Raw genomic sequence first — 16,327 nt, 5'->3', positions numbered from 1 at the left:
TCTTATTGTGTGCAAACTCGCAATCAGATACAACTGTCTATCGCCATTCACTGTAAACATCTTGTTAGCAATTTACTGTAAACTTAGGATTCACTGTCAACATCGGAGTCTATTGTGGTGCAAAATTTTGATAAAACTGCCGTCATTGATGCGGCTAATGCTTTGCCGGGCCGACTGACACCGATGCCGGTCGCAACTCTCCATGTGGTGAATGGACACTCCATGACACATGTCCCCGAGGATATGGAAGTTGCTATCTTCGCCATGGGCTGCTTCTGGGGTGTTGAGCGCCTGTTTTGGCAACAACCGGGCGTGTATAGCACCGCTGCGGGTTACAGTGGTGGATACACACCCAACCCAACCTACCATGAAGTATGTAGTGGTCGCACCGCACACGCAGAAGTGGTTCGAGTTGTGTTTGATCCTGCCATCATTAGCTATAAGCAACTATTGCAGATTTTCTGGGAAAATCACGATCCCGCTCAGGGAATGCGCCAAGGTGGAGATGTCGGAACGCAATATCGTTCAGCTATTTACGTGTTGACCCCCGAGCAGGAAACACAAGCGCAAGAGAGTAAAACTCTGTTCCAACAAGCCATGGCAAAGGCAGGTGACAGCCGAGCAATCACCAGCGAGATTGCCGCTGCCCTGCCGTTTTACTACGCCGAAGATGACCACCAGCAATATTTATACAAAAACCCACATGGATATTGTGGTTTGGGCGGTATCGGCGTTTGTATGCCTCCTAATTTGTAAGGCTGGCGGCGCTCTCACCGCTGCTGCTATACTACTTCGGGCTGTTCATTTTCAGCCCGATAACGACTTTCCGCCGTTATCCAGAAACTAATTGAATTAACCGAAATAACAGTATGGCCCTTCCTTACGATCGCCGGCGCTATCGTCGGTACGACACGGACAGATTATGTTAAACAGTATTTTACTGATTCTATTTTTAATCGCAGTGAGTGCCTTCTTCTCGTTATCAGAGATTTCACTCGCAGCATCGCGAAAAATTAAATTAAAACTTCTGGCAGATGAAGGCGATATCAACGCCTTACGAGTACTTAAATTACAAGAAACTCCGGGGATTTTCTTCACCGTGGTTCAGATTGGGCTGAATGCCGTCGCCATCCTCGGTGGTATTGTCGGTGATGCGGCATTCTCGCCCTCTTTCAGGGTGGTATTCGAACGCTTTATGTCACCTGAGCTTGCCGATCAAGTCAGTTTCATTTGCTCATTTGTCCTGGTAACCAGCTTATTTATTCTATTTGCAGATTTAACCCCGAAACGCATCGGTATGATTTCACCTGAAGCGGTTGCCGTGCGGATCGTCAACCCGATGCGCTTCTGCCTGATGATTTGTCGTCCATTAGTTTGGTTCTTCAATGGGATGGCGAACCTGATCTTCCGTCTATTCAAGCTACCTATGGTTCGTAATGATGACATCACTTCAGATGATATCTACGCCGTCGTGGAGGCGGGTGCATTGGCAGGGGTGCTGCGCAAGCAAGAACACGAACTGATTGAAAACGTATTTGAGCTGGAATCCCGTACCGTCCCCTCTTCCATGACTTCACGCGAAAGTGTGATTTATTTTGATCTACGGGAAAGTGAAGACAGCATTAAAGAGAAAATTTCGACCCATCCGCATTCAAAATTCCTGGTCTGCGATGGTCATATCGATCAAGTGGTGGGTTATGTTGATTCCAAAGACTTATTGAACCGGGTCTTGGGTAACCAGAGTCTGGTGCTAAGCAGTGGCGTACAAATACGCTCAGCGTTGATTGTGCCGGATACCCTGACACTTTCTGAAGCGCTGGAAAGTTTCAAAACTGCCGGTGAAGATTTTGCGGTTATCCTCAACGAATATGCTTTGGTCGTTGGGATAATTACCCTGAATGACGTAATGACCACGCTGATGGGTGATTTAGTCGGTCAGGGGCAGGAAGAACAGATTGTGGCCCGTGATGAAAGTTCATGGTTGATTGAAGGTGGCACACCAATTGAAGACGTTATGCGCGTGCTGCATATCGACGAATTCCCGCAATCAGGTAATTATGAAACTATCGGCGGCTTTATGATGTATATGCTGCGCAAAATTCCAAAGCGCACCGATTTCGTCAAATATGCCGGTTACAAGTTTGAAGTGGTGGACATTGATAGCTACAAAATCGATCAGCTACTGGTGACCAAACTCAGTGACCAGCCAGCGCCGATATTGCCAAAAGCACCACATGAAAGCAGTGACGCATAACCGCTATTTATGATGATTGAAACATTAGCGACCCCGATTTCGGGGCCGCAATTAATTCTATCCGGGGATGTCGCTAGATTTCAGTTTGTAAACGCATCACTTGCCGGTTAACTTCCGACATCACCTCAAAATGGCGTTTATCCCTAACTTTCGGGATTAAAATTTTGCCCTTATCAAACTCAAAAGCCCCCATATCCTTGATATACAACCGACCGCGAAATAGCGTTTTGACATACATCGCGATTTTTGCCGGATTATAACGTTGGAAGATCCTCATTGTTTTACTTTCCTCCCATAGCACTAGTACGTACCCTCTGGCGCCTTAGCGACCAAGATCACAGGTAGCGTAAGATAATTGCAGAGTAATAGACCTAGAGTATGGCGTTAAGTTCCCACGAAAATAGTCATTGATGCTGTATTTACATAATATTACAGTGTAATTAAGAGAAAATGAGAGTTTGTAACAGAATAACCATCTGGTAACTGTCAGAAATAATTATTTTAGACAAACAGGACAGACCTCTGATCTGCACCTATTATTGGGAAACTTGCCTGCTGTCAGGACTAAGTCATCATTCATAAGATCCACAAGGACATCCCATGATAAAAAATAGCCTGCTTATACTGTCGCTGCTGTTAACCCCCTTTATGGCTAGCGCACTCACCATTCAAGTTGACCAACGGGTTCCGCCGGTGGGTGTCAGCGATAAAGGCGAATTAAACTACGATAAGGCTACTGATCAGTTTAGCTATAAAAACTGGAATAGCTCACAATTGCCCGGCAAAGTGCGCGTTGTCCAGCATATTGCTGGCCGCACATCAGCAAAAGAACTGAATGCGCCATTGGTGGAGGCCATTAAACATGCCAATCTGCCACACGAACATTACCAAACGACGACAATCGTCAATACCGATGACGCCATCTTCGGCACCGCGGTATTTGTGCGTAATAGTATTGAAAGTAATAAGCGGGAATTCCCCTGGTCACAGTTTGTGGTCGACAGCAATGGAAATGTTAAAAAAGCCTGGGGTTTAGCCGAGAAAGGCTCAGCGGTTGTGGTTCTGGATGAGCAAGGAAACGTTAAATTTGCCAAAGACGGCGCGCTAACCTCAGAAGAGGTGCAGCAGGTCATCGACCAACTGCACCAGCTTGTGAAGCAGTAAAACTAAAACAGAGACACCCTAAAGCCGGGGTTCAGGAAAGATTCACGTGGGATATAAGAAAGTGGTTTGCCCTGCCAATCGTGAACTTGTGCCCCGGCAGCTATAGCAACAGCGTGCCCAGCTGCTGTATCCCATACATTGGTCGGCCCAAAACGAGGATATAGCTGCGCTTTTCCTTCGGCGACCAGACAAAACTTGAGTGACGAGCCGACAGCTACCGTCTGATGCTCACCCAATTGCGCTAAATAATCTTCCAACTCAGCATCACTGTGGGAGCGGCTGACAACCACCAGCGGCGGAACGGCATCACGCACCTCAATTTGCATACGGCGACCACACTCTTCTTTCCACGCCTGGCCGTTTTCCGCGCTATACATCACTTCGCTCGCTGGAGCATAAACTACCCCCAATACCGGCACCCCTTGCTCAATCAGGGCGATATTGACGGTGAATTCACCATTGTGGCTCAAAAATTCTTTGGTGCCATCCAGCGGATCAACCAGCCAATAGCGCTGCCAGTGCTGGCGCACCGCCCAAGTCGGTGGGTCTTCTTCAGATAACAGAGGAATGTCGGGGGTCAATGCCGCCAACCCGGCTTTGATAATTTGATGGGCGGCAAGATCCGCCGCCGTAACGGGCGAATCATCTTTTTTATGGGCCACATCAAGGGGCTTCTCGCCCTGATAGACCGCCATAATCGCCACGCCTGCCTCGCGGGCTAACTGGCAAATTTGCTCTAACATCATCCACCCCTTGGTTTTATGAGTCATGTCGAATATTGATAATGATTGTTAAATCAATAAGGGTTCCTGGAACTTGTCACTCACGCTATATTCATTCTAGAACGCAAAGCTAAAATAAAAATTAATCATCGCAATGCATAATACCTGTTTGGCAGACTAATTATTTTCCGGCCAAATAGCCACCTTTGTCGGATAACCCTAAATAAAATCAGGGAAATTTGCCTGCTGCAACTGTGAGCATCTCCGCGTTATCCAAAACCATTTTCTGCCAAACTTCACACTTTGTTATGACGACCTATTAAATTTACATATTCTTTTGCGATACAGGTCGAATTGTTTTCTTAATGGAAAAGCCACGATGGAGAAAGCCATGTTTAAGCGTCCGCTGACGTTATCCCTTCTTGCCAGCCTGATTGCTCTCACAACCTCAACTGCGCAGGCCGCAACTGTTGATTTGCGAGTACTGGAAACCACCGACCTGCATAGCAATATGATGGATTTCGATTATTACAAAGACAAACCTACGGAGAAATTCGGTCTGGTCCGTACGGCAAGTCTGATTGAAGCGGCTCGCCAACAAGCGACTAACAGTGTGCTGGTGGATAATGGCGACCTGATTCAGGGCAGCCCACTGGGTGACTATATGGCTGCCAAAGGGCTTAAGACTGGTGAGATTCACCCTGTCTATAAGGCGATGAACACGCTGGATTATACGGTGGGTAATATCGGCAACCATGAATTTAATTATGGTCTGGATTATCTAAAAAAATCACTGGCGGGGGCTAAATTCCCCTATGTTAATGCCAATGTCATTGATGTCAAAACCGGTAAGCCACTGTTTCAGCCTTATTTAATTGTTGATACCCCGGTCAAGGATCGCGACGGGAAAAGCCATAATCTGCGTATCGGCTACATTGGTTTTGTGCCTCCGCAAGTCATGATATGGGATAAAGCCAACCTTACCGGTAAAGTCACCGTCGATGACATCACCGAAACCGCTAAAAAATGGGTGCCGGAAATGCGCAAGCAAGGTGCCGATTTAGTGGTTGCTATCCCCCACTCCGGCCTCTCCAGTGATCCTTACAAAACTATGGCGGAAAACTCAGTTTACTACCTCAGCCAGGTGCCGGGAATTGATGCCATTATGTTTGGTCATGCCCATGCTGTTTTCCCGAGTAAAGATTTTGCCACTATTAAAGGAGCAGATATTGCACAGGGAACATTAAACGGCATTCCGGCAGTGATGCCGGGCCAGTGGGGTGACCATCTGGGTGTGGTTGATTTTGTGTTGAATAATGACCAAGGCCAATGGCAGGTGACTCAAGCCAAGGCCGAAGCCCGCCCTATCTTTGATAAAGCGACACAGAAATCGCTGGCCGCCGAGAATGCAAACCTGGTGAAAGTGTTAGCCGCCGATCACCAAGGCACCCGTGATTTTGTCAGCCAGCCGATCGGCAAAGCATCGGATAATATGTATAGCTATCTGTCGCTGATCCAAGACGATCCGACAGTACAAATTGTCAATAATGCCCAACGCGCCTATACCGAACACTTTATTCAGGGCGATCCTGACTTGGCCGATTTACCGGTGCTTTCTGCTGCCGCACCATTTAAAGCTGGCGGCCGCAAAAATGACCCTGCCAGTTTTGTCGAAGTGGAAAAAGGCGAACTGACCTTCCGCAACGCCGCCGATCTCTATCTTTACCCGAACACGTTGGTGGTAGTGAAAGCCAGTGGCGCGGATGTTAAACAGTGGCTGGAGTGCTCCGCCGCACAATTTAATCAAATTGATGTGAACAGCAGTAAACCGCAATCACTGATTAACTGGGATGGTTTCCGTACTTATAATTTCGATGTTATCGATGGGGTTAACTATGAAATTGATGTCAGCCAGCCTGCTCGCTATGACGGCGAATGCGCGCTGATTAATGACAAAGCCGAGCGCATCAAAAACCTGACGTTTAATGGCAAACCTATTGATCCGAAAGCCACATTCCTGATTGCCACCAACAACTACCGCGCCTATAGCGGTAAATTTGCTGGCACCGGTGATAGTCATATTGCGTTCGCCTCTCCAGATGAAAACCGGGCGGTTCTGTCAGCTTATATCAGCGCAGAAACCAAAAAGCATGGACAGGTAACCCCACAAGCGGATAACAACTGGCGTCTGGCGACGCTGAATAGTCAGCAGCCGCTGGATATTCGTTTTGAAACCTCCCCAAGTACCAAAGCCGCTGAATTTATTAAGCAAAAAGCGCAATACCCAATGAAAGCAATGGGTACTGACGAGATCGGTTTCGAAGTATACAAAATAGATTTACAGCAGAAATAATCTCTGGCTACAGCGCTTTACGGAGCGCTGTAGCGACCTCACCTACCTCTTTAGAGCTATATCGCAACCTATAACATGTATTTATTATGCATCTTATAGATATTTAATTACTCAATGAGGTGTCATCATGGATTACCGCAATCAATCTCTGGGTGCTTTGGCTATCGCCATTCCACGGGCAACAAAATTATTCCGTCAGCATCAGTTGGATTTCTGCTGTGGTGGCAAGCAAACACTGTTACGCGCCGCCACTAAGTTGAATCTGGATATTGATGAGCTGGAAGCTCAGCTCAGTGCCTTGCAAGCCGAACCGCAGCCATCTGAGGGTTGGCAACAGCAACCGCTGGCAAACATCATTGATTTTATTATCAGCCGCTATCACAACCGCCATCGCGAACAACTGCCAGAATTGATTCTTATGGCTGAAAAAGTTGAGCGCGTTCATGGCGAGAAACCAGCATGCCCTCGTGGATTAGCAGTCGAATTGACGGCGATTCTGGAAGAGCTGACCCAGCATATGTACAAAGAGGAACAAATTCTGTTTCCAATGATCAAACGCGGTATGGGGTCACAGGCTGGTGGGCCCATATTTGTGATGGAAGCGGAGCATGACGCGGTAGGACAACAGTTGGAAGTGGTTAGACAACTAACACAAAATATGACGCCACCAGAAGGTGCCTGCAATACCTGGCGTGCGCTTTACACTGGCATCAATGAATTCATAACTGACCTGATGGAACATATTCATCTGGAAAACAATTTGCTGTTTCCCCGTGCGCTGGATGGCGAATAACTGCAATTACTCATTATTTACCGGCTCAATAAATGCCAAAGGGCGACATCATGTCGCCCTTTTTATTGTCACTGTTGACGAAAATTACAGAATTTCCAACAGTTCCACTTCAAACACCAATGCGCTGAATGGTGGGATAGTCGCACCAGCACCACGCTCACCGTAAGCCAGATTGTGCGGGATGTACAACTCCCACTTAGAGCCAACTGGCATCATGGACAGAGCTTCAATCCAGCCCGGAATAACACCGCTGACAGGGAACTCTGCGGGTTGGCCACGTTCAACGGAGCTGTCAAATACCGTCTTATCCACCAGACGGCCAGTATAGTGCACCCGTACACGGTCTTGACGGGATGGGATCGGGCCATTACCGGCTTGTAATACAGAGAATTGTAAGCCAGATTCAGTGGTGGTAACGCCATCACGCTTGGCATTATCCTCCAGGAATTTTTTCCCTTCTTTTACCAAATCCTGTTGGCGCTCAATACGCACCTTATCAGCTTTTTCATGCACTTCCTGTAGCGCGCGATGTATCACATCAACAGGAACAGCAGGTGTATTCCCTTCCATCGCGTCACACAAACCTGCCAACAGTGCTGTTGGCAGTAAACCTGTCAGCCCGGACTCTTGCAATTGTTGCCCGATTTGTAAACCAATTCCGTAGCTTGCTTGCGCTTCAACGCTATCAAAAGAAGGGGGTGTCATGGATTTTCCTTTAGTCGCTAATCATGTCAAAGCCGCCAGCATAACAGCAGCAGGGGAGCGCGGTAAAATCTTGCTTCGCGAATGATGACTTTTGTCGTAGAAAAAGAAACAATAGTAGCAGGCTAATGGGAAATACCCCGTTTATATTCGTCATACTTCAAGCTGCATGTACGTTGGCTATGTTCGTTACTCGGCCCGTCCATGGGCCTCGCCTCTGCGAGGCCGCTGCAAACAGCGTTCAAATCGGTTCCTGACCGATTTGTCACCCGAATCACTTACTGGTCTTGACCTTAAGAAATAGTAAGCTCATCGGGATTTTCTCTCTTGCCGCCTTCCTGCAACTCGAATTATTTAGAGCATAGGTATCACCAGATTCTGTTTTTTGGTATTAGTCAGATAGTGACTTAACCCAACTTCAAGCAAGAAGGGTTATACTTAGAAGCCTATGGGTGAAGTGCTATTTTATTATTTATGTAGTTTTACGTAGTCGAAGAGAGGTCACCATGGGCAGAATCGCGCCCAGGAGAAGGAAAAGCACTCGGGTTTATCAGCCACTGCTGCACACCTGGCTGAGTATCAGGCAGAGAATAATGCCAGATGCTAAAAATGTTGATGATCACAATCTGATGTCTGAAGTCAGTGCGTCTGAACACATTTCTCCTGCTGAGGATATCACCTCTACTGAAAATAATGTGTCCCCTGAAACTGTTGCTATCGCCGCACAGGAAAAAGGGATTAAAAAGCTACTGCTGAAAATCTGGCACTTGCCGGACAGTTTTGAATGGATGGAGCCATTACCTCACTTTCACCGTCGCTGGGTCATTATCGCAACCACAGTATTGCTGCTGGCACTGTTGTGGCCAGTTTCCCGTGATAACACCAATAACGCATTCCCGGTAAGTGCACCGTCCACTGACGTGCCACTACAGGCCCAATTACAGGGTAATCTTGATGCTCCGCCACCTCCAACGGTGGCGTCTCCGATTACACCTGAGGCGACTCCCCCGTCACAGGGAAATTGGCAAAGTTATCAAATTCAAGCAGGGAAAACGCTGGCACAGCTATTTCGCGATAATAATTTGCCGGTAAATGAAGTTTTTGCCATGGCGCAAGCCGAAGGTAATGATAAACCGCTCAGTAATCTTAAAGCCGGCCAGGAAGTCAAAATCATGCTGGATGCACAAGGCGTGGTCGCGGCTTTGGCTATTGAAACCACCAACAGTGCGGAAGTGCTGTTTACCCGCCAAAGCGATGGCAGTTATCGTCGCGTGCGTTAACGGTGACCAGGCATAGCCCATTCTATCTAACGCCTTATTTTCTTTGATATTGTCATCTAATCTCCCCTCGAATTAAGTTGTTTCGGATGGTTTACGCCATCCACTAGCAGACAGCTGTATTCATAAATAGAGGGGATGATGATGAAATATAAATTACCTTTTGTGCTGCTATTAATGCCCTTTGGTGCATTCGCAACACAGCATTGCCCAGCCATTGATACTATCAAGCACAACAATGGAGTCTATACCGCGACCACTGCTGGTGTGGGTGAGTGGATTGGCAACGTGCAAGGAGATATTCCCCAGGACAGCGCGATTAAGAGTTTCAATGAAGCTATTTTGGTTCTCAATAGTGATGGCGGGGAAGATAATATTATTGATCAGGGGCGTTTCCAGAAATGTACCTATAACTTGCAAGCCGAAGGTAAGTTAATGGATATGTACTTCGATAACCAAACCTGGCGGGCATCTATCAGTGGGAAACCACATTGGCGATATCAGCAAACTACTTTTCTTGAGATTTATAGCTGTTCGGGCGTGGCACCTGAACTGTGTGCATTTGATATTATGTTGCCAGCGGCACCCTAATGCCTTTTGGCTCTTGACCAAAAAGCAAAACGCCAGCACAAGGCTGGCGTTTTAACAGGTTTACAGCAGCGTAACTTACGCTTCTGGAACCACAATCACGTTCAGTTTAGCGAATACGTCGCTGTGTACCTGGAAGTGAACTTCATGATCACCAGTGGTACGCAGAACGCCATTCGGCAGACGAACTTCGCTCTTGGCCACTTCAACGCCAGCTGCAGTAACTGCATCAGCGATGTCGCGAGTACCGATAGAGCCGAACAGTTTGCCTTCATCACCAGCTTTAGAAGCAATGGTAACGCTGACCAGTTCGTTAATTTTGGTTGCGCGAGCTTCAGCAGCAGCCAGAACGCCAGCCAATTTGGCTTCCAATTCTGCACGGCGTGCTTCAAAGAACTCAACGTTTTTCTTAGTTGCCGGAACAGCTTTACCCTGTGGAACCAGGAAGTTACGAGCATAGCCCGCTTTAACGTTCACTTGGTCACCCAGGCTGCCCAGGTTTGCTACTTTATCAAGCAGAATAACTTGCATTACCTTATCCTCTCAAAGTCGTTAATGGACAGTGGCCGATTACTGATGACGATCAGTGTACGGCAACAAAGACAGGTAGCGTGCGCGCTTGATACAACGGGCGAGCTGACGCTGGTATTTTGCGCGAGTACCGGTAATACGGCTCGGGACAATTTTACCACTTTCAGTGATATAGTTTTTCAGCGTAGCGATATCTTTATAATCAATCTCTACAACGCCTTCCGCGGTAAAACGGCAGAACTTGCGACGACGGAAATAACGTGCCATTTGGCTAGTCTCCAGAATCTATAAATTCAATCTGCTCGGCATGCAGAACCAATTTGTTTAGCCCATTGCGGCCTTGATGGCAGCTAATGAAGCCTTCAACGGTTAACTGACTGCCGACCGTTATACTGTGAGTTAATGCTTGTGACTTTTGCCCGCTGACGATGATGGGCATTCTGCACCATGTTTGTCGGCTAAATCCGGCTTCCTGCTGTGTTGATCGGTGCTCAAGCACAAATTGACAATGCGGAATTCCAGAAGGACTTACTTTTCGAACCGGTGTCTTGCACACAGTGCCAGAAAGTACCAGACGATTAGTGGTCACCACGGCAATTACTCTTCAGAATCCCCAGCTTCAGAATCATCATTGGCTTCTGACGCGAAGTCGTGACGCTCACGGCGTTCGTCTTTCGCTTTAACCATTGGTGATGCTTCAGTTACCGCGTGCTTAACGCGCATAACCATGCTACGGATAACGGCGTCGTTGAAGCGGAAGTTTGTTTCCAGCTCATCGATCGCTTCCTGCGGCGCTTCAACGTTCAGCAGAACGTAGTGAGCTTTATGCAGTTTGTTGATCGGATAAGCCAGTTGACGGCGGCCCCAGTCTTCCAGACGGTGGATCGTACCAGCAGCATTAGTGATAGTTGCACTATAGCGCTCGATCATGCCCGGAACCTGTTCGCTTTGGTCAGGATGGACCATAAAAACGATTTCGTAATGACGCATCGATTATTGCTCCTTACGGATTATTCAGCCTCCTGATAGGGTCAACCGCGGCCCATGGAGGCAAGGAACGTGTTTGTGTGCGGCTGAAAAATGACGCGTAACTATACTTGCGGACGCTTTGAAACTCAAGGACTGCCGGGGATTTATTCTTGTTCTAACCATTACTCAACTAAAACCGCATTTTTTGTTCATTAAATAACCAATGGATGTAGATCCATTAGTCTACTAAATATTTCAATCAAATCATTAGCTCAACATAAATATCATTCACTTTTTTTGACAAAGTGAATCAATTGCCACGTATTTTTAAATTAACAAAAGCGACTAGAATTATTTACATCCACCGCAAAACAAGCGGCGCAGCTAACTGAAAGTCATTCAAAGTGTCTAAACATACCCTAAATAATTCGAGTTACAGGAAGACGGCAAGCGAAAGAGTCCCGATGAGCTTACTGTGTTGTAAGTGATTCGGGTGATTGAACGCAGCCAACGCGTCTGCGGCTCGAAGTATAACGGGTATAAGATTTTGGAGTCACCTATGAAACATACACTTACCATCGCAGCCGCACTCGGCTTGGTATTATCAACCAGCACCTTTGCCGCCACAGAAATAACCGCTCAACAAGCTATGCAGCAACAGCGCGTCAGTATCGGTGCTCTGTCACTGGGTCACAATGTCATTTCTCCTGATGATGCCACTGCACAAATCAGTAAATTAGCGGATGAGCGCGGTGCCACTTCTTATCAGATAATTGCCATGCATGAACCCGGCGACAACAGTTCCATGCACGTTAATGCCGTTCTATATCGCTAAGATTCAATAGATAAATACAACACCAGAGAAACACCGATAAAAAAGACAATACTCATACCCATTCCCCCGCTTGTCGGGGGTTTTTTATAGATATTTGCTAAAAAAGCGTGTTCCTGCGCTCAACGCTGTTGGCGTAATTTTATGACCAATTCCCGCCTCTGTAAGATAGGTTAGATGGCTATCACGCTTACTGACTTGCAGTGCCTGAACCAAGCGCGCACTCTCCGCCGCGGGTACCACATCATCCGCTTCGCCATGCCAAACCAATAAAGGCCGCTCGGCAATTTTTTCCAACTGGTGGGAAAGGTCGTAATCTGCCAGTGGTGCCAGACGACGTTCAAACTCCGCCGGGCTGAGCTCCCGTCCTGCATCCAAAGGTGGAAACAGTGAATGCGCCAGCGAAGTAAAATAACCTGACCCCATAAAATCGGCAGCAACACTGACCCAAGGGTAGCGGGCAAACGCGCCTAACGCGGTCATCCCACCCATTGATGCGCCCGCAACACCCATTCGATCACCGTCAATCAATCCTGCCTGTTGATAATGCTGCTTAAGCCCAGGTAGTTCATCAATATTCGATTTGAGGATCTCCCAGAAATGGGACAGCCGCTGAGTTTCATTGCCGTCAAAACGCGCACCATGCATAGCTGCATCCGGCGCTATAATGCGAAAACCGGCTTGGGCGAAAGCATAGGCAAAATAGGAATAGACTTCTTTTGATGAGGTGTAGCCATGATAAAAGAAAATGGTCGGTAACGGCTGCTGACGCTGGCCCGCTGGGGCCGCATGGATGACCTCAATCCCATTAATGTTTTCCAGCGACATCTCAATCATGGTGAGAATCCTTAGTTTATCAGGCAGCGAACAGGCTTATAACCGAGAGATGCAGTGTGCCAAAATGAAGATATAAAGTCTTAAATCAATTTCTTCCAAGATATTCCCTCATACTTGAGGTGGCAGCGTTACACTTGAGAAATAATGGGTTTAGCAGTGATATCGCAGCTGACAACGAGGCAAAAATGAATATAAAACGTGTAATGGTGGCCTTACTGATCACTTTGGGACTCTCGGCTTGCAGTGTTTTTCACGTTACTCCGGTTCCGCCACCCGTGGCTCAGCCCTATGCCCAGGAAATCACCCGCGCACAGAGCCTTAACTTGCAAAAAGTGGGCACCGTTTCAGCTCAAGTATTTGGCAGCCCGATGGATATTGAAGCTGAAATTAAGCGCAGGGCCAATGCCAGTGGTGCGCCCTACTATTTGATTATCATGATGTCTGACAGTATTTATCCAGGTATTTGGTATGCCAACGCTCTGTTGTATAAATAATTAGTTGTATAAATGATTTCGCGCTTATTTCATGCCGCTACCGCGACTGAGCAGCAGCGCGCAAACCGCTTCAGGCACCATGTATTGATCCCGGTGATCTAGCGTCATGCGACACCAGGCATCGGCCAATGGCGGCGAGGCAAACCGCAGCAATTGAGATGCACAACACAAGTCAAACAGTTGCTGCGTTATCGCCCGCCCTTGCTCTTCCTTGGGATTTTTCAGCCGCTGCTGCAATTGTCGCCATGCCCGGTCAAACAACCGATTTTGCCCTCGCACCGAATAAAACTCTTGCTGAAGCATTTCTATCGCAGAGGGGAGTTTGCGGAAGGTTCGCAGCACATCAAGGCACATAATATTGCCGGAGCCTTCCCAAATGCTGTTGACCGGCATTTCACGATAAATCCGCGGCAGCTCACTTTGTTCGCAATAACCAATCCCGCCAAGAACTTCCATCGCTTCGGCGACAAACCCGCTGCCCAGCCCACAGACTCGATATTTTGCCGCTGGCGTCAACAGCCGACTGAATACCTGCTCATGAACCTCGCCGGTTTTCTCCCATGCACTGGCCAGACGCATTAATAACGCCGTATGGCCTTCTAAACGCAGTGCCATACGGCTCAAGACTTGCCGCATCAAAGGCTGGTCAACGAGTGCTTTACCAAAGGCTTGTCGCTGCCAGGCATGATACAGCGCGACGGAGAAGGCTCTTCTCATCAGGCCATGACTACCGAGCGCACAATCAAAACGAGTATATCCACCCATTTTCAGAATTTGGCGGATGCCGTCACCTTCATCGCCCAATAACCACGCGGTCGCATTATCAAATTCAACTTCACTGCTGGCATTGGAACGATTGCCGAGCTTCTCTTTCAAGCGCTCTAAGCGAATGGCGTTATAGCTGCCGTCTGGCAATATTTTAGGCAGGAAAAAACAAGATAGCCCCCCTTCGGCTTGGGCCAACACCAGGTGCGCGTCACTTTGTGGTACCGAGAAAAACCATTTGTGCCCGACCAGCCGATAAGCCTCACCATTGCCGCGAGCCTCCAGCGGCTCTGCTCTGGTGGAGTTACTTAACACATCGGAGCCGCCCTGTTTTTCGGTCATACCCATGCCAATCAATAAACCACGTTTCTGGCTACCGATGATTTGATGCGAGTCATAACGATCTGAAAGCAATGCTGGTATCCAGCTTTGGAATAGCGGTGGAAGTGTTTGTTGCAGCAGCGGAATGGCACCAAACGTCATGGTTATTGGGCATAAGGTCCCCGCTTCTACCTGAGCATGCAGGATAAAACGCGCCGCTCTGGCGACAAAAGAGCCTATCCGCGCATCTTCCTGCCAGGGTAAATTATGCACCCGGTGATTAACCAACTCTTGCATTAACACATACCAGGCAGGATGGAATCGCACCTGATCCAATCTCTGGCCAGCTGCATCATAGCGCAATAATTCTGGCGGATTGGCGTTTGCCAGCCGCCCTAATTCAAGTGACTCCTGTGAGCCAAGTTGAAGTCCAATCCGAGCAAGATCCTCTCCATCCCAGCCAGCATGTTCCCGCATCACTGCTTCCCGCAAGGCCATATCAGACAGATATAAATTACTGTTAGATAACGGCTCTGGCTGGTTGAAAACCAAATGAGTCTGCCACTCCATACCTTCCTCCATTTCGGTACTGATTGCGAAATCGGCATTCATAAATCAGGGTTAAGTATGGTGCAGGCGGGGGTTTTTGCTGACAGACACATCACAAACAGCGATTAATCCACTCTATATCGCTGATAGTGATGCGAAATTCTCTGGGTGAAAAATAAAAAACAAAAAGCCAACATCCGGAAATGTTGGCTTGATTGAAATGCCAGTATGAAATGCATATACCCAAGTTACTTCGGGATGCAGGTAGGCGGCAAGTGAGCGAGTCCCCAGGAGCTTACACAGGTAAGTGACTGGGGTAAGTGAAGGCAGCCAACACCCCTGCATCTTGAAGGGCGACGGGTATATTAGGCTTTAAGCGCTCGCTGACGTACCGCTTCAAACAAACACACACCGGTAGCAACCGACACATTGAGTGAAGAAACACTCCCTGCCATCGGAATGCTGATCAGTTCATCACAGTGTTCGCGGGTCAAACGGCGCATACCTTCGCCCTCCGCTCCCATCACTAATGCCATCGGGCCGGTCATTTTGCTTTGATACAATGTATGGTCTGCTTCACCAGCAGTCCCGACAATCCAGACATTGTGCTCTTGTAACACTCGCAGCGTGCGCGCCAGATTAGTGACTTTAATCAATGGTACGTTTTCAGCAGCACCACTGGCGACCTTCTTGGCGATGGCATTTAGCTGCGCCGAGCGATCCCGTGGCACGATAACCGCATGGACACCCGCAGCATCTGCACTGCGCAAACATGCGCCCAGATTATGGGGATCAGTAACGCCATCGAGCACCAACAGGAAGGGGGTTTCTACACTTTCCAGCAATGCTGGCAAGTCATTTTCCTGATACTGACGCCCTTCACGGACTCGCGCCACGATACCCTGATGGACACCACCTTCAACCTGTGAATCCAGCCACTGGCGGCTGGCAACCTGAATCACCAAACCGGCAGCTTCCAGTTCGGCAATCAAGGGCTGTAGGCGACGATCGTCACGACCTTTCAGAATAAAAACTTCCAGAAAACGTTGTGGATCATTGTCTAACAAGGCTTTAACGGAGTGAATACCGTAAATAATTTCGCTCATGATGCTCTTTTATAAATGATTAAATATAAATGAATGCGGGCGACCAGGGCCGCCCGACAATCAACAGGCC

Annotated in this window: 19 protein-coding genes; 9 read left to right on the top strand and 10 right to left on the bottom strand. The window is 48.0% G+C overall.

What is annotated here, in order from left to right:
• The first annotated feature begins 117 nt into the window (after positions 1–117).
• Entirely contained in the window at positions 118–756 is a 639-nt protein-coding gene (msrA, locus tag FTB31_RS00485) for a peptide-methionine (S)-S-oxide reductase MsrA (protein ID WP_077174341.1), read from the top strand.
• Between the two features lie 166 nt (positions 757–922).
• On the top strand, positions 923–2,254 hold the full coding sequence (locus tag FTB31_RS00480) for a hemolysin family protein (protein WP_050075661.1): 1,332 nt from the start codon (positions 923–925) through the stop codon (positions 2,252–2,254).
• 73 nt (positions 2,255–2,327) lie between these two features.
• On the opposite strand, the gene FTB31_RS00475 is transcribed toward FTB31_RS00480, so the two are convergent.
• A complete protein-coding gene (locus tag FTB31_RS00475; RefSeq protein WP_011815437.1) occupies positions 2,328–2,531 on the bottom strand; it encodes a DUF1107 domain-containing protein in 204 nt (67 codons plus the stop codon).
• Positions 2,532–2,854: 323 nt separating this feature from the next.
• On the opposite strand from FTB31_RS00475, the gene FTB31_RS00470 reads away from it, so the two are divergent.
• The gene (locus FTB31_RS00470; protein ID WP_050075660.1) at positions 2,855–3,418 is read left to right on the top strand and encodes a YtfJ family protein; all 564 of its coding nucleotides are present in this window, start codon (positions 2,855–2,857) and stop codon (positions 3,416–3,418) included.
• Positions 3,419–3,420: 2 nt separating this feature from the next.
• Here the strand turns inward: FTB31_RS00470 and cysQ are convergent, their stop codons facing one another.
• Complete coding sequence (gene cysQ / locus FTB31_RS00465) at positions 3,421–4,161, bottom strand: 3'(2'),5'-bisphosphate nucleotidase CysQ (RefSeq protein WP_175628026.1); 741 nt, start codon at positions 4,159–4,161, stop codon at positions 3,421–3,423.
• A gap of 358 nt (positions 4,162–4,519) precedes the next feature.
• Between cysQ and FTB31_RS00460 the strand changes: the two genes are divergently transcribed.
• Together FTB31_RS00460 and ytfE are read left to right on the top strand one after the other, a co-directional pair.
• Complete coding sequence (locus tag FTB31_RS00460; protein ID WP_077174316.1) at positions 4,520–6,493, top strand: bifunctional 2',3'-cyclic-nucleotide 2'-phosphodiesterase/3'-nucleotidase; 1,974 nt, start codon at positions 4,520–4,522, stop codon at positions 6,491–6,493.
• A 127-nt stretch (positions 6,494–6,620) separates the two neighbouring features.
• A complete protein-coding gene (gene ytfE, locus FTB31_RS00455) occupies positions 6,621–7,286 on the top strand; it encodes an iron-sulfur cluster repair protein YtfE (RefSeq protein ID WP_077293426.1) in 666 nt (221 codons plus the stop codon).
• An 84-nt stretch (positions 7,287–7,370) separates the two neighbouring features.
• Here the strand turns inward: ytfE and FTB31_RS00450 are convergent, their stop codons facing one another.
• Positions 7,371–7,991, bottom strand: coding sequence for a peptidylprolyl isomerase (locus FTB31_RS00450; protein WP_050075656.1), 621 nt, complete (start codon positions 7,989–7,991; stop codon positions 7,371–7,373).
• A 503-nt stretch (positions 7,992–8,494) separates the two neighbouring features.
• Between FTB31_RS00450 and FTB31_RS00445 the strand changes: the two genes are divergently transcribed.
• Together FTB31_RS00445 and FTB31_RS00440 are read left to right on the top strand one after the other, a co-directional pair.
• The gene (locus FTB31_RS00445; protein WP_072081659.1) at positions 8,495–9,268 is read left to right on the top strand and encodes a LysM-like peptidoglycan-binding domain-containing protein; all 774 of its coding nucleotides are present in this window, start codon (positions 8,495–8,497) and stop codon (positions 9,266–9,268) included.
• A 138-nt stretch (positions 9,269–9,406) separates the two neighbouring features.
• Positions 9,407–9,856 (top strand): DUF3757 domain-containing protein, encoded by a 450-nt coding sequence (locus tag FTB31_RS00440; RefSeq protein ID WP_072081658.1) that lies wholly within the window; start codon positions 9,407–9,409, stop codon positions 9,854–9,856.
• A 75-nt stretch (positions 9,857–9,931) separates the two neighbouring features.
• On the opposite strand, the gene rplI is transcribed toward FTB31_RS00440, so the two are convergent.
• From rplI to rpsF, 4 genes are read right to left on the bottom strand one after another with little or no spacing between them, the layout of a single operon-like run.
• A complete protein-coding gene (gene rplI, locus FTB31_RS00435; protein WP_005175476.1) occupies positions 9,932–10,384 on the bottom strand; it encodes a 50S ribosomal protein L9 in 453 nt (150 codons plus the stop codon).
• Positions 10,385–10,423: 39 nt separating this feature from the next.
• Positions 10,424–10,651 (bottom strand): 30S ribosomal protein S18, encoded by a 228-nt coding sequence (gene rpsR, locus FTB31_RS00430; RefSeq protein ID WP_002210155.1) that lies wholly within the window; start codon positions 10,649–10,651, stop codon positions 10,424–10,426.
• Between the two features lie 4 nt (positions 10,652–10,655).
• Positions 10,656–10,976, bottom strand: a complete 321-nt coding sequence (gene priB, locus FTB31_RS00425) for a primosomal replication protein N (protein WP_020282467.1) — start codon at positions 10,974–10,976, stop codon at positions 10,656–10,658.
• A gap of 5 nt (positions 10,977–10,981) precedes the next feature.
• Positions 10,982–11,374: a 30S ribosomal protein S6 gene (rpsF, locus tag FTB31_RS00420; protein WP_002210153.1), complete on the bottom strand. Its 393-nt coding sequence runs from the start codon at positions 11,372–11,374 to the stop codon at positions 10,982–10,984.
• 538 nt (positions 11,375–11,912) lie between these two features.
• Between rpsF and FTB31_RS00415 the strand changes: the two genes are divergently transcribed.
• The gene (locus FTB31_RS00415) at positions 11,913–12,188 is read left to right on the top strand and encodes a YdgH/BhsA/McbA family protein (protein WP_005156389.1); all 276 of its coding nucleotides are present in this window, start codon (positions 11,913–11,915) and stop codon (positions 12,186–12,188) included.
• An 84-nt stretch (positions 12,189–12,272) separates the two neighbouring features.
• Here FTB31_RS00415 and yjfP read toward each other — a convergent pair whose 3' ends face one another.
• Positions 12,273–13,022, bottom strand: a complete 750-nt coding sequence (gene yjfP / locus FTB31_RS00410; protein WP_227730995.1) for an esterase — start codon at positions 13,020–13,022, stop codon at positions 12,273–12,275.
• Positions 13,023–13,207: 185 nt separating this feature from the next.
• On the opposite strand from yjfP, the gene bsmA reads away from it, so the two are divergent.
• Entirely contained in the window at positions 13,208–13,516 is a 309-nt protein-coding gene (gene bsmA, locus FTB31_RS00405) for a biofilm peroxide resistance protein BsmA (protein ID WP_227730994.1), read from the top strand.
• A 24-nt stretch (positions 13,517–13,540) separates the two neighbouring features.
• Here the strand turns inward: bsmA and FTB31_RS00400 are convergent, their stop codons facing one another.
• Complete coding sequence (locus FTB31_RS00400; RefSeq protein WP_227731039.1) at positions 13,541–15,184, bottom strand: isovaleryl-CoA dehydrogenase; 1,644 nt, start codon at positions 15,182–15,184, stop codon at positions 13,541–13,543.
• A 332-nt stretch (positions 15,185–15,516) separates the two neighbouring features.
• On the bottom strand, positions 15,517–16,257 hold the full coding sequence (rlmB, locus tag FTB31_RS00395) for a 23S rRNA (guanosine(2251)-2'-O)-methyltransferase RlmB (protein ID WP_011815427.1): 741 nt from the start codon (positions 16,255–16,257) through the stop codon (positions 15,517–15,519).
• Between the last annotated feature and the right edge of the window lie 70 nt (positions 16,258–16,327).

It is taken from the genome of Yersinia proxima (genome assembly GCF_902170785.1).
Lineage (GTDB): Bacteria > Pseudomonadota > Gammaproteobacteria > Enterobacterales > Enterobacteriaceae > Yersinia > Yersinia proxima.
Note: the sequence above shows the minus strand (reverse complement) of the source record. Positions and strands in the feature narration are given on the sequence as shown.

Excerpts from the sequence above, each read along its gene's own strand:
- FTB31_RS00480 (WP_050075661.1), top strand. The coding sequence starts at position 923 with ATGTTAAACAGTATTTTACTGATTCTATTTTTAATCGCAGTGAGTGCC.
- FTB31_RS00475 (WP_011815437.1), bottom strand. The coding sequence starts at position 2,531 with ATGAGGATCTTCCAACGTTATAATCCGGCAAAAATCGCGATGTATGTC.
- FTB31_RS00470 (WP_050075660.1), top strand. The coding sequence starts at position 2,855 with ATGATAAAAAATAGCCTGCTTATACTGTCGCTGCTGTTAACCCCCTTT.
- cysQ (WP_175628026.1), bottom strand. The coding sequence starts at position 4,161 with ATGTTAGAGCAAATTTGCCAGTTAGCCCGCGAGGCAGGCGTGGCGATT.
- FTB31_RS00460 (WP_077174316.1), top strand. The coding sequence starts at position 4,520 with ATGGAGAAAGCCATGTTTAAGCGTCCGCTGACGTTATCCCTTCTTGCC.
- ytfE (WP_077293426.1), top strand. The coding sequence starts at position 6,621 with ATGGATTACCGCAATCAATCTCTGGGTGCTTTGGCTATCGCCATTCCA.
- FTB31_RS00450 (WP_050075656.1), bottom strand. The coding sequence starts at position 7,991 with ATGACACCCCCTTCTTTTGATAGCGTTGAAGCGCAAGCAAGCTACGGA.
- FTB31_RS00445 (WP_072081659.1), top strand. The coding sequence starts at position 8,495 with ATGGGCAGAATCGCGCCCAGGAGAAGGAAAAGCACTCGGGTTTATCAG.
- FTB31_RS00440 (WP_072081658.1), top strand. The coding sequence starts at position 9,407 with ATGATGAAATATAAATTACCTTTTGTGCTGCTATTAATGCCCTTTGGT.
- rplI (WP_005175476.1), bottom strand. The coding sequence starts at position 10,384 with ATGCAAGTTATTCTGCTTGATAAAGTAGCAAACCTGGGCAGCCTGGGT.
- rpsR (WP_002210155.1), bottom strand. The coding sequence starts at position 10,651 with ATGGCACGTTATTTCCGTCGTCGCAAGTTCTGCCGTTTTACCGCGGAA.
- rpsF (WP_002210153.1), bottom strand. The coding sequence starts at position 11,374 with ATGCGTCATTACGAAATCGTTTTTATGGTCCATCCTGACCAAAGCGAA.
- FTB31_RS00415 (WP_005156389.1), top strand. The coding sequence starts at position 11,913 with ATGAAACATACACTTACCATCGCAGCCGCACTCGGCTTGGTATTATCA.
- yjfP (WP_227730995.1), bottom strand. The coding sequence starts at position 13,022 with ATGATTGAGATGTCGCTGGAAAACATTAATGGGATTGAGGTCATCCAT.
- bsmA (WP_227730994.1), top strand. The coding sequence starts at position 13,208 with ATGAATATAAAACGTGTAATGGTGGCCTTACTGATCACTTTGGGACTC.
- FTB31_RS00400 (WP_227731039.1), bottom strand. The coding sequence starts at position 15,184 with ATGGAGGAAGGTATGGAGTGGCAGACTCATTTGGTTTTCAACCAGCCA.
- rlmB (WP_011815427.1), bottom strand. The coding sequence starts at position 16,257 with ATGAGCGAAATTATTTACGGTATTCACTCCGTTAAAGCCTTGTTAGAC.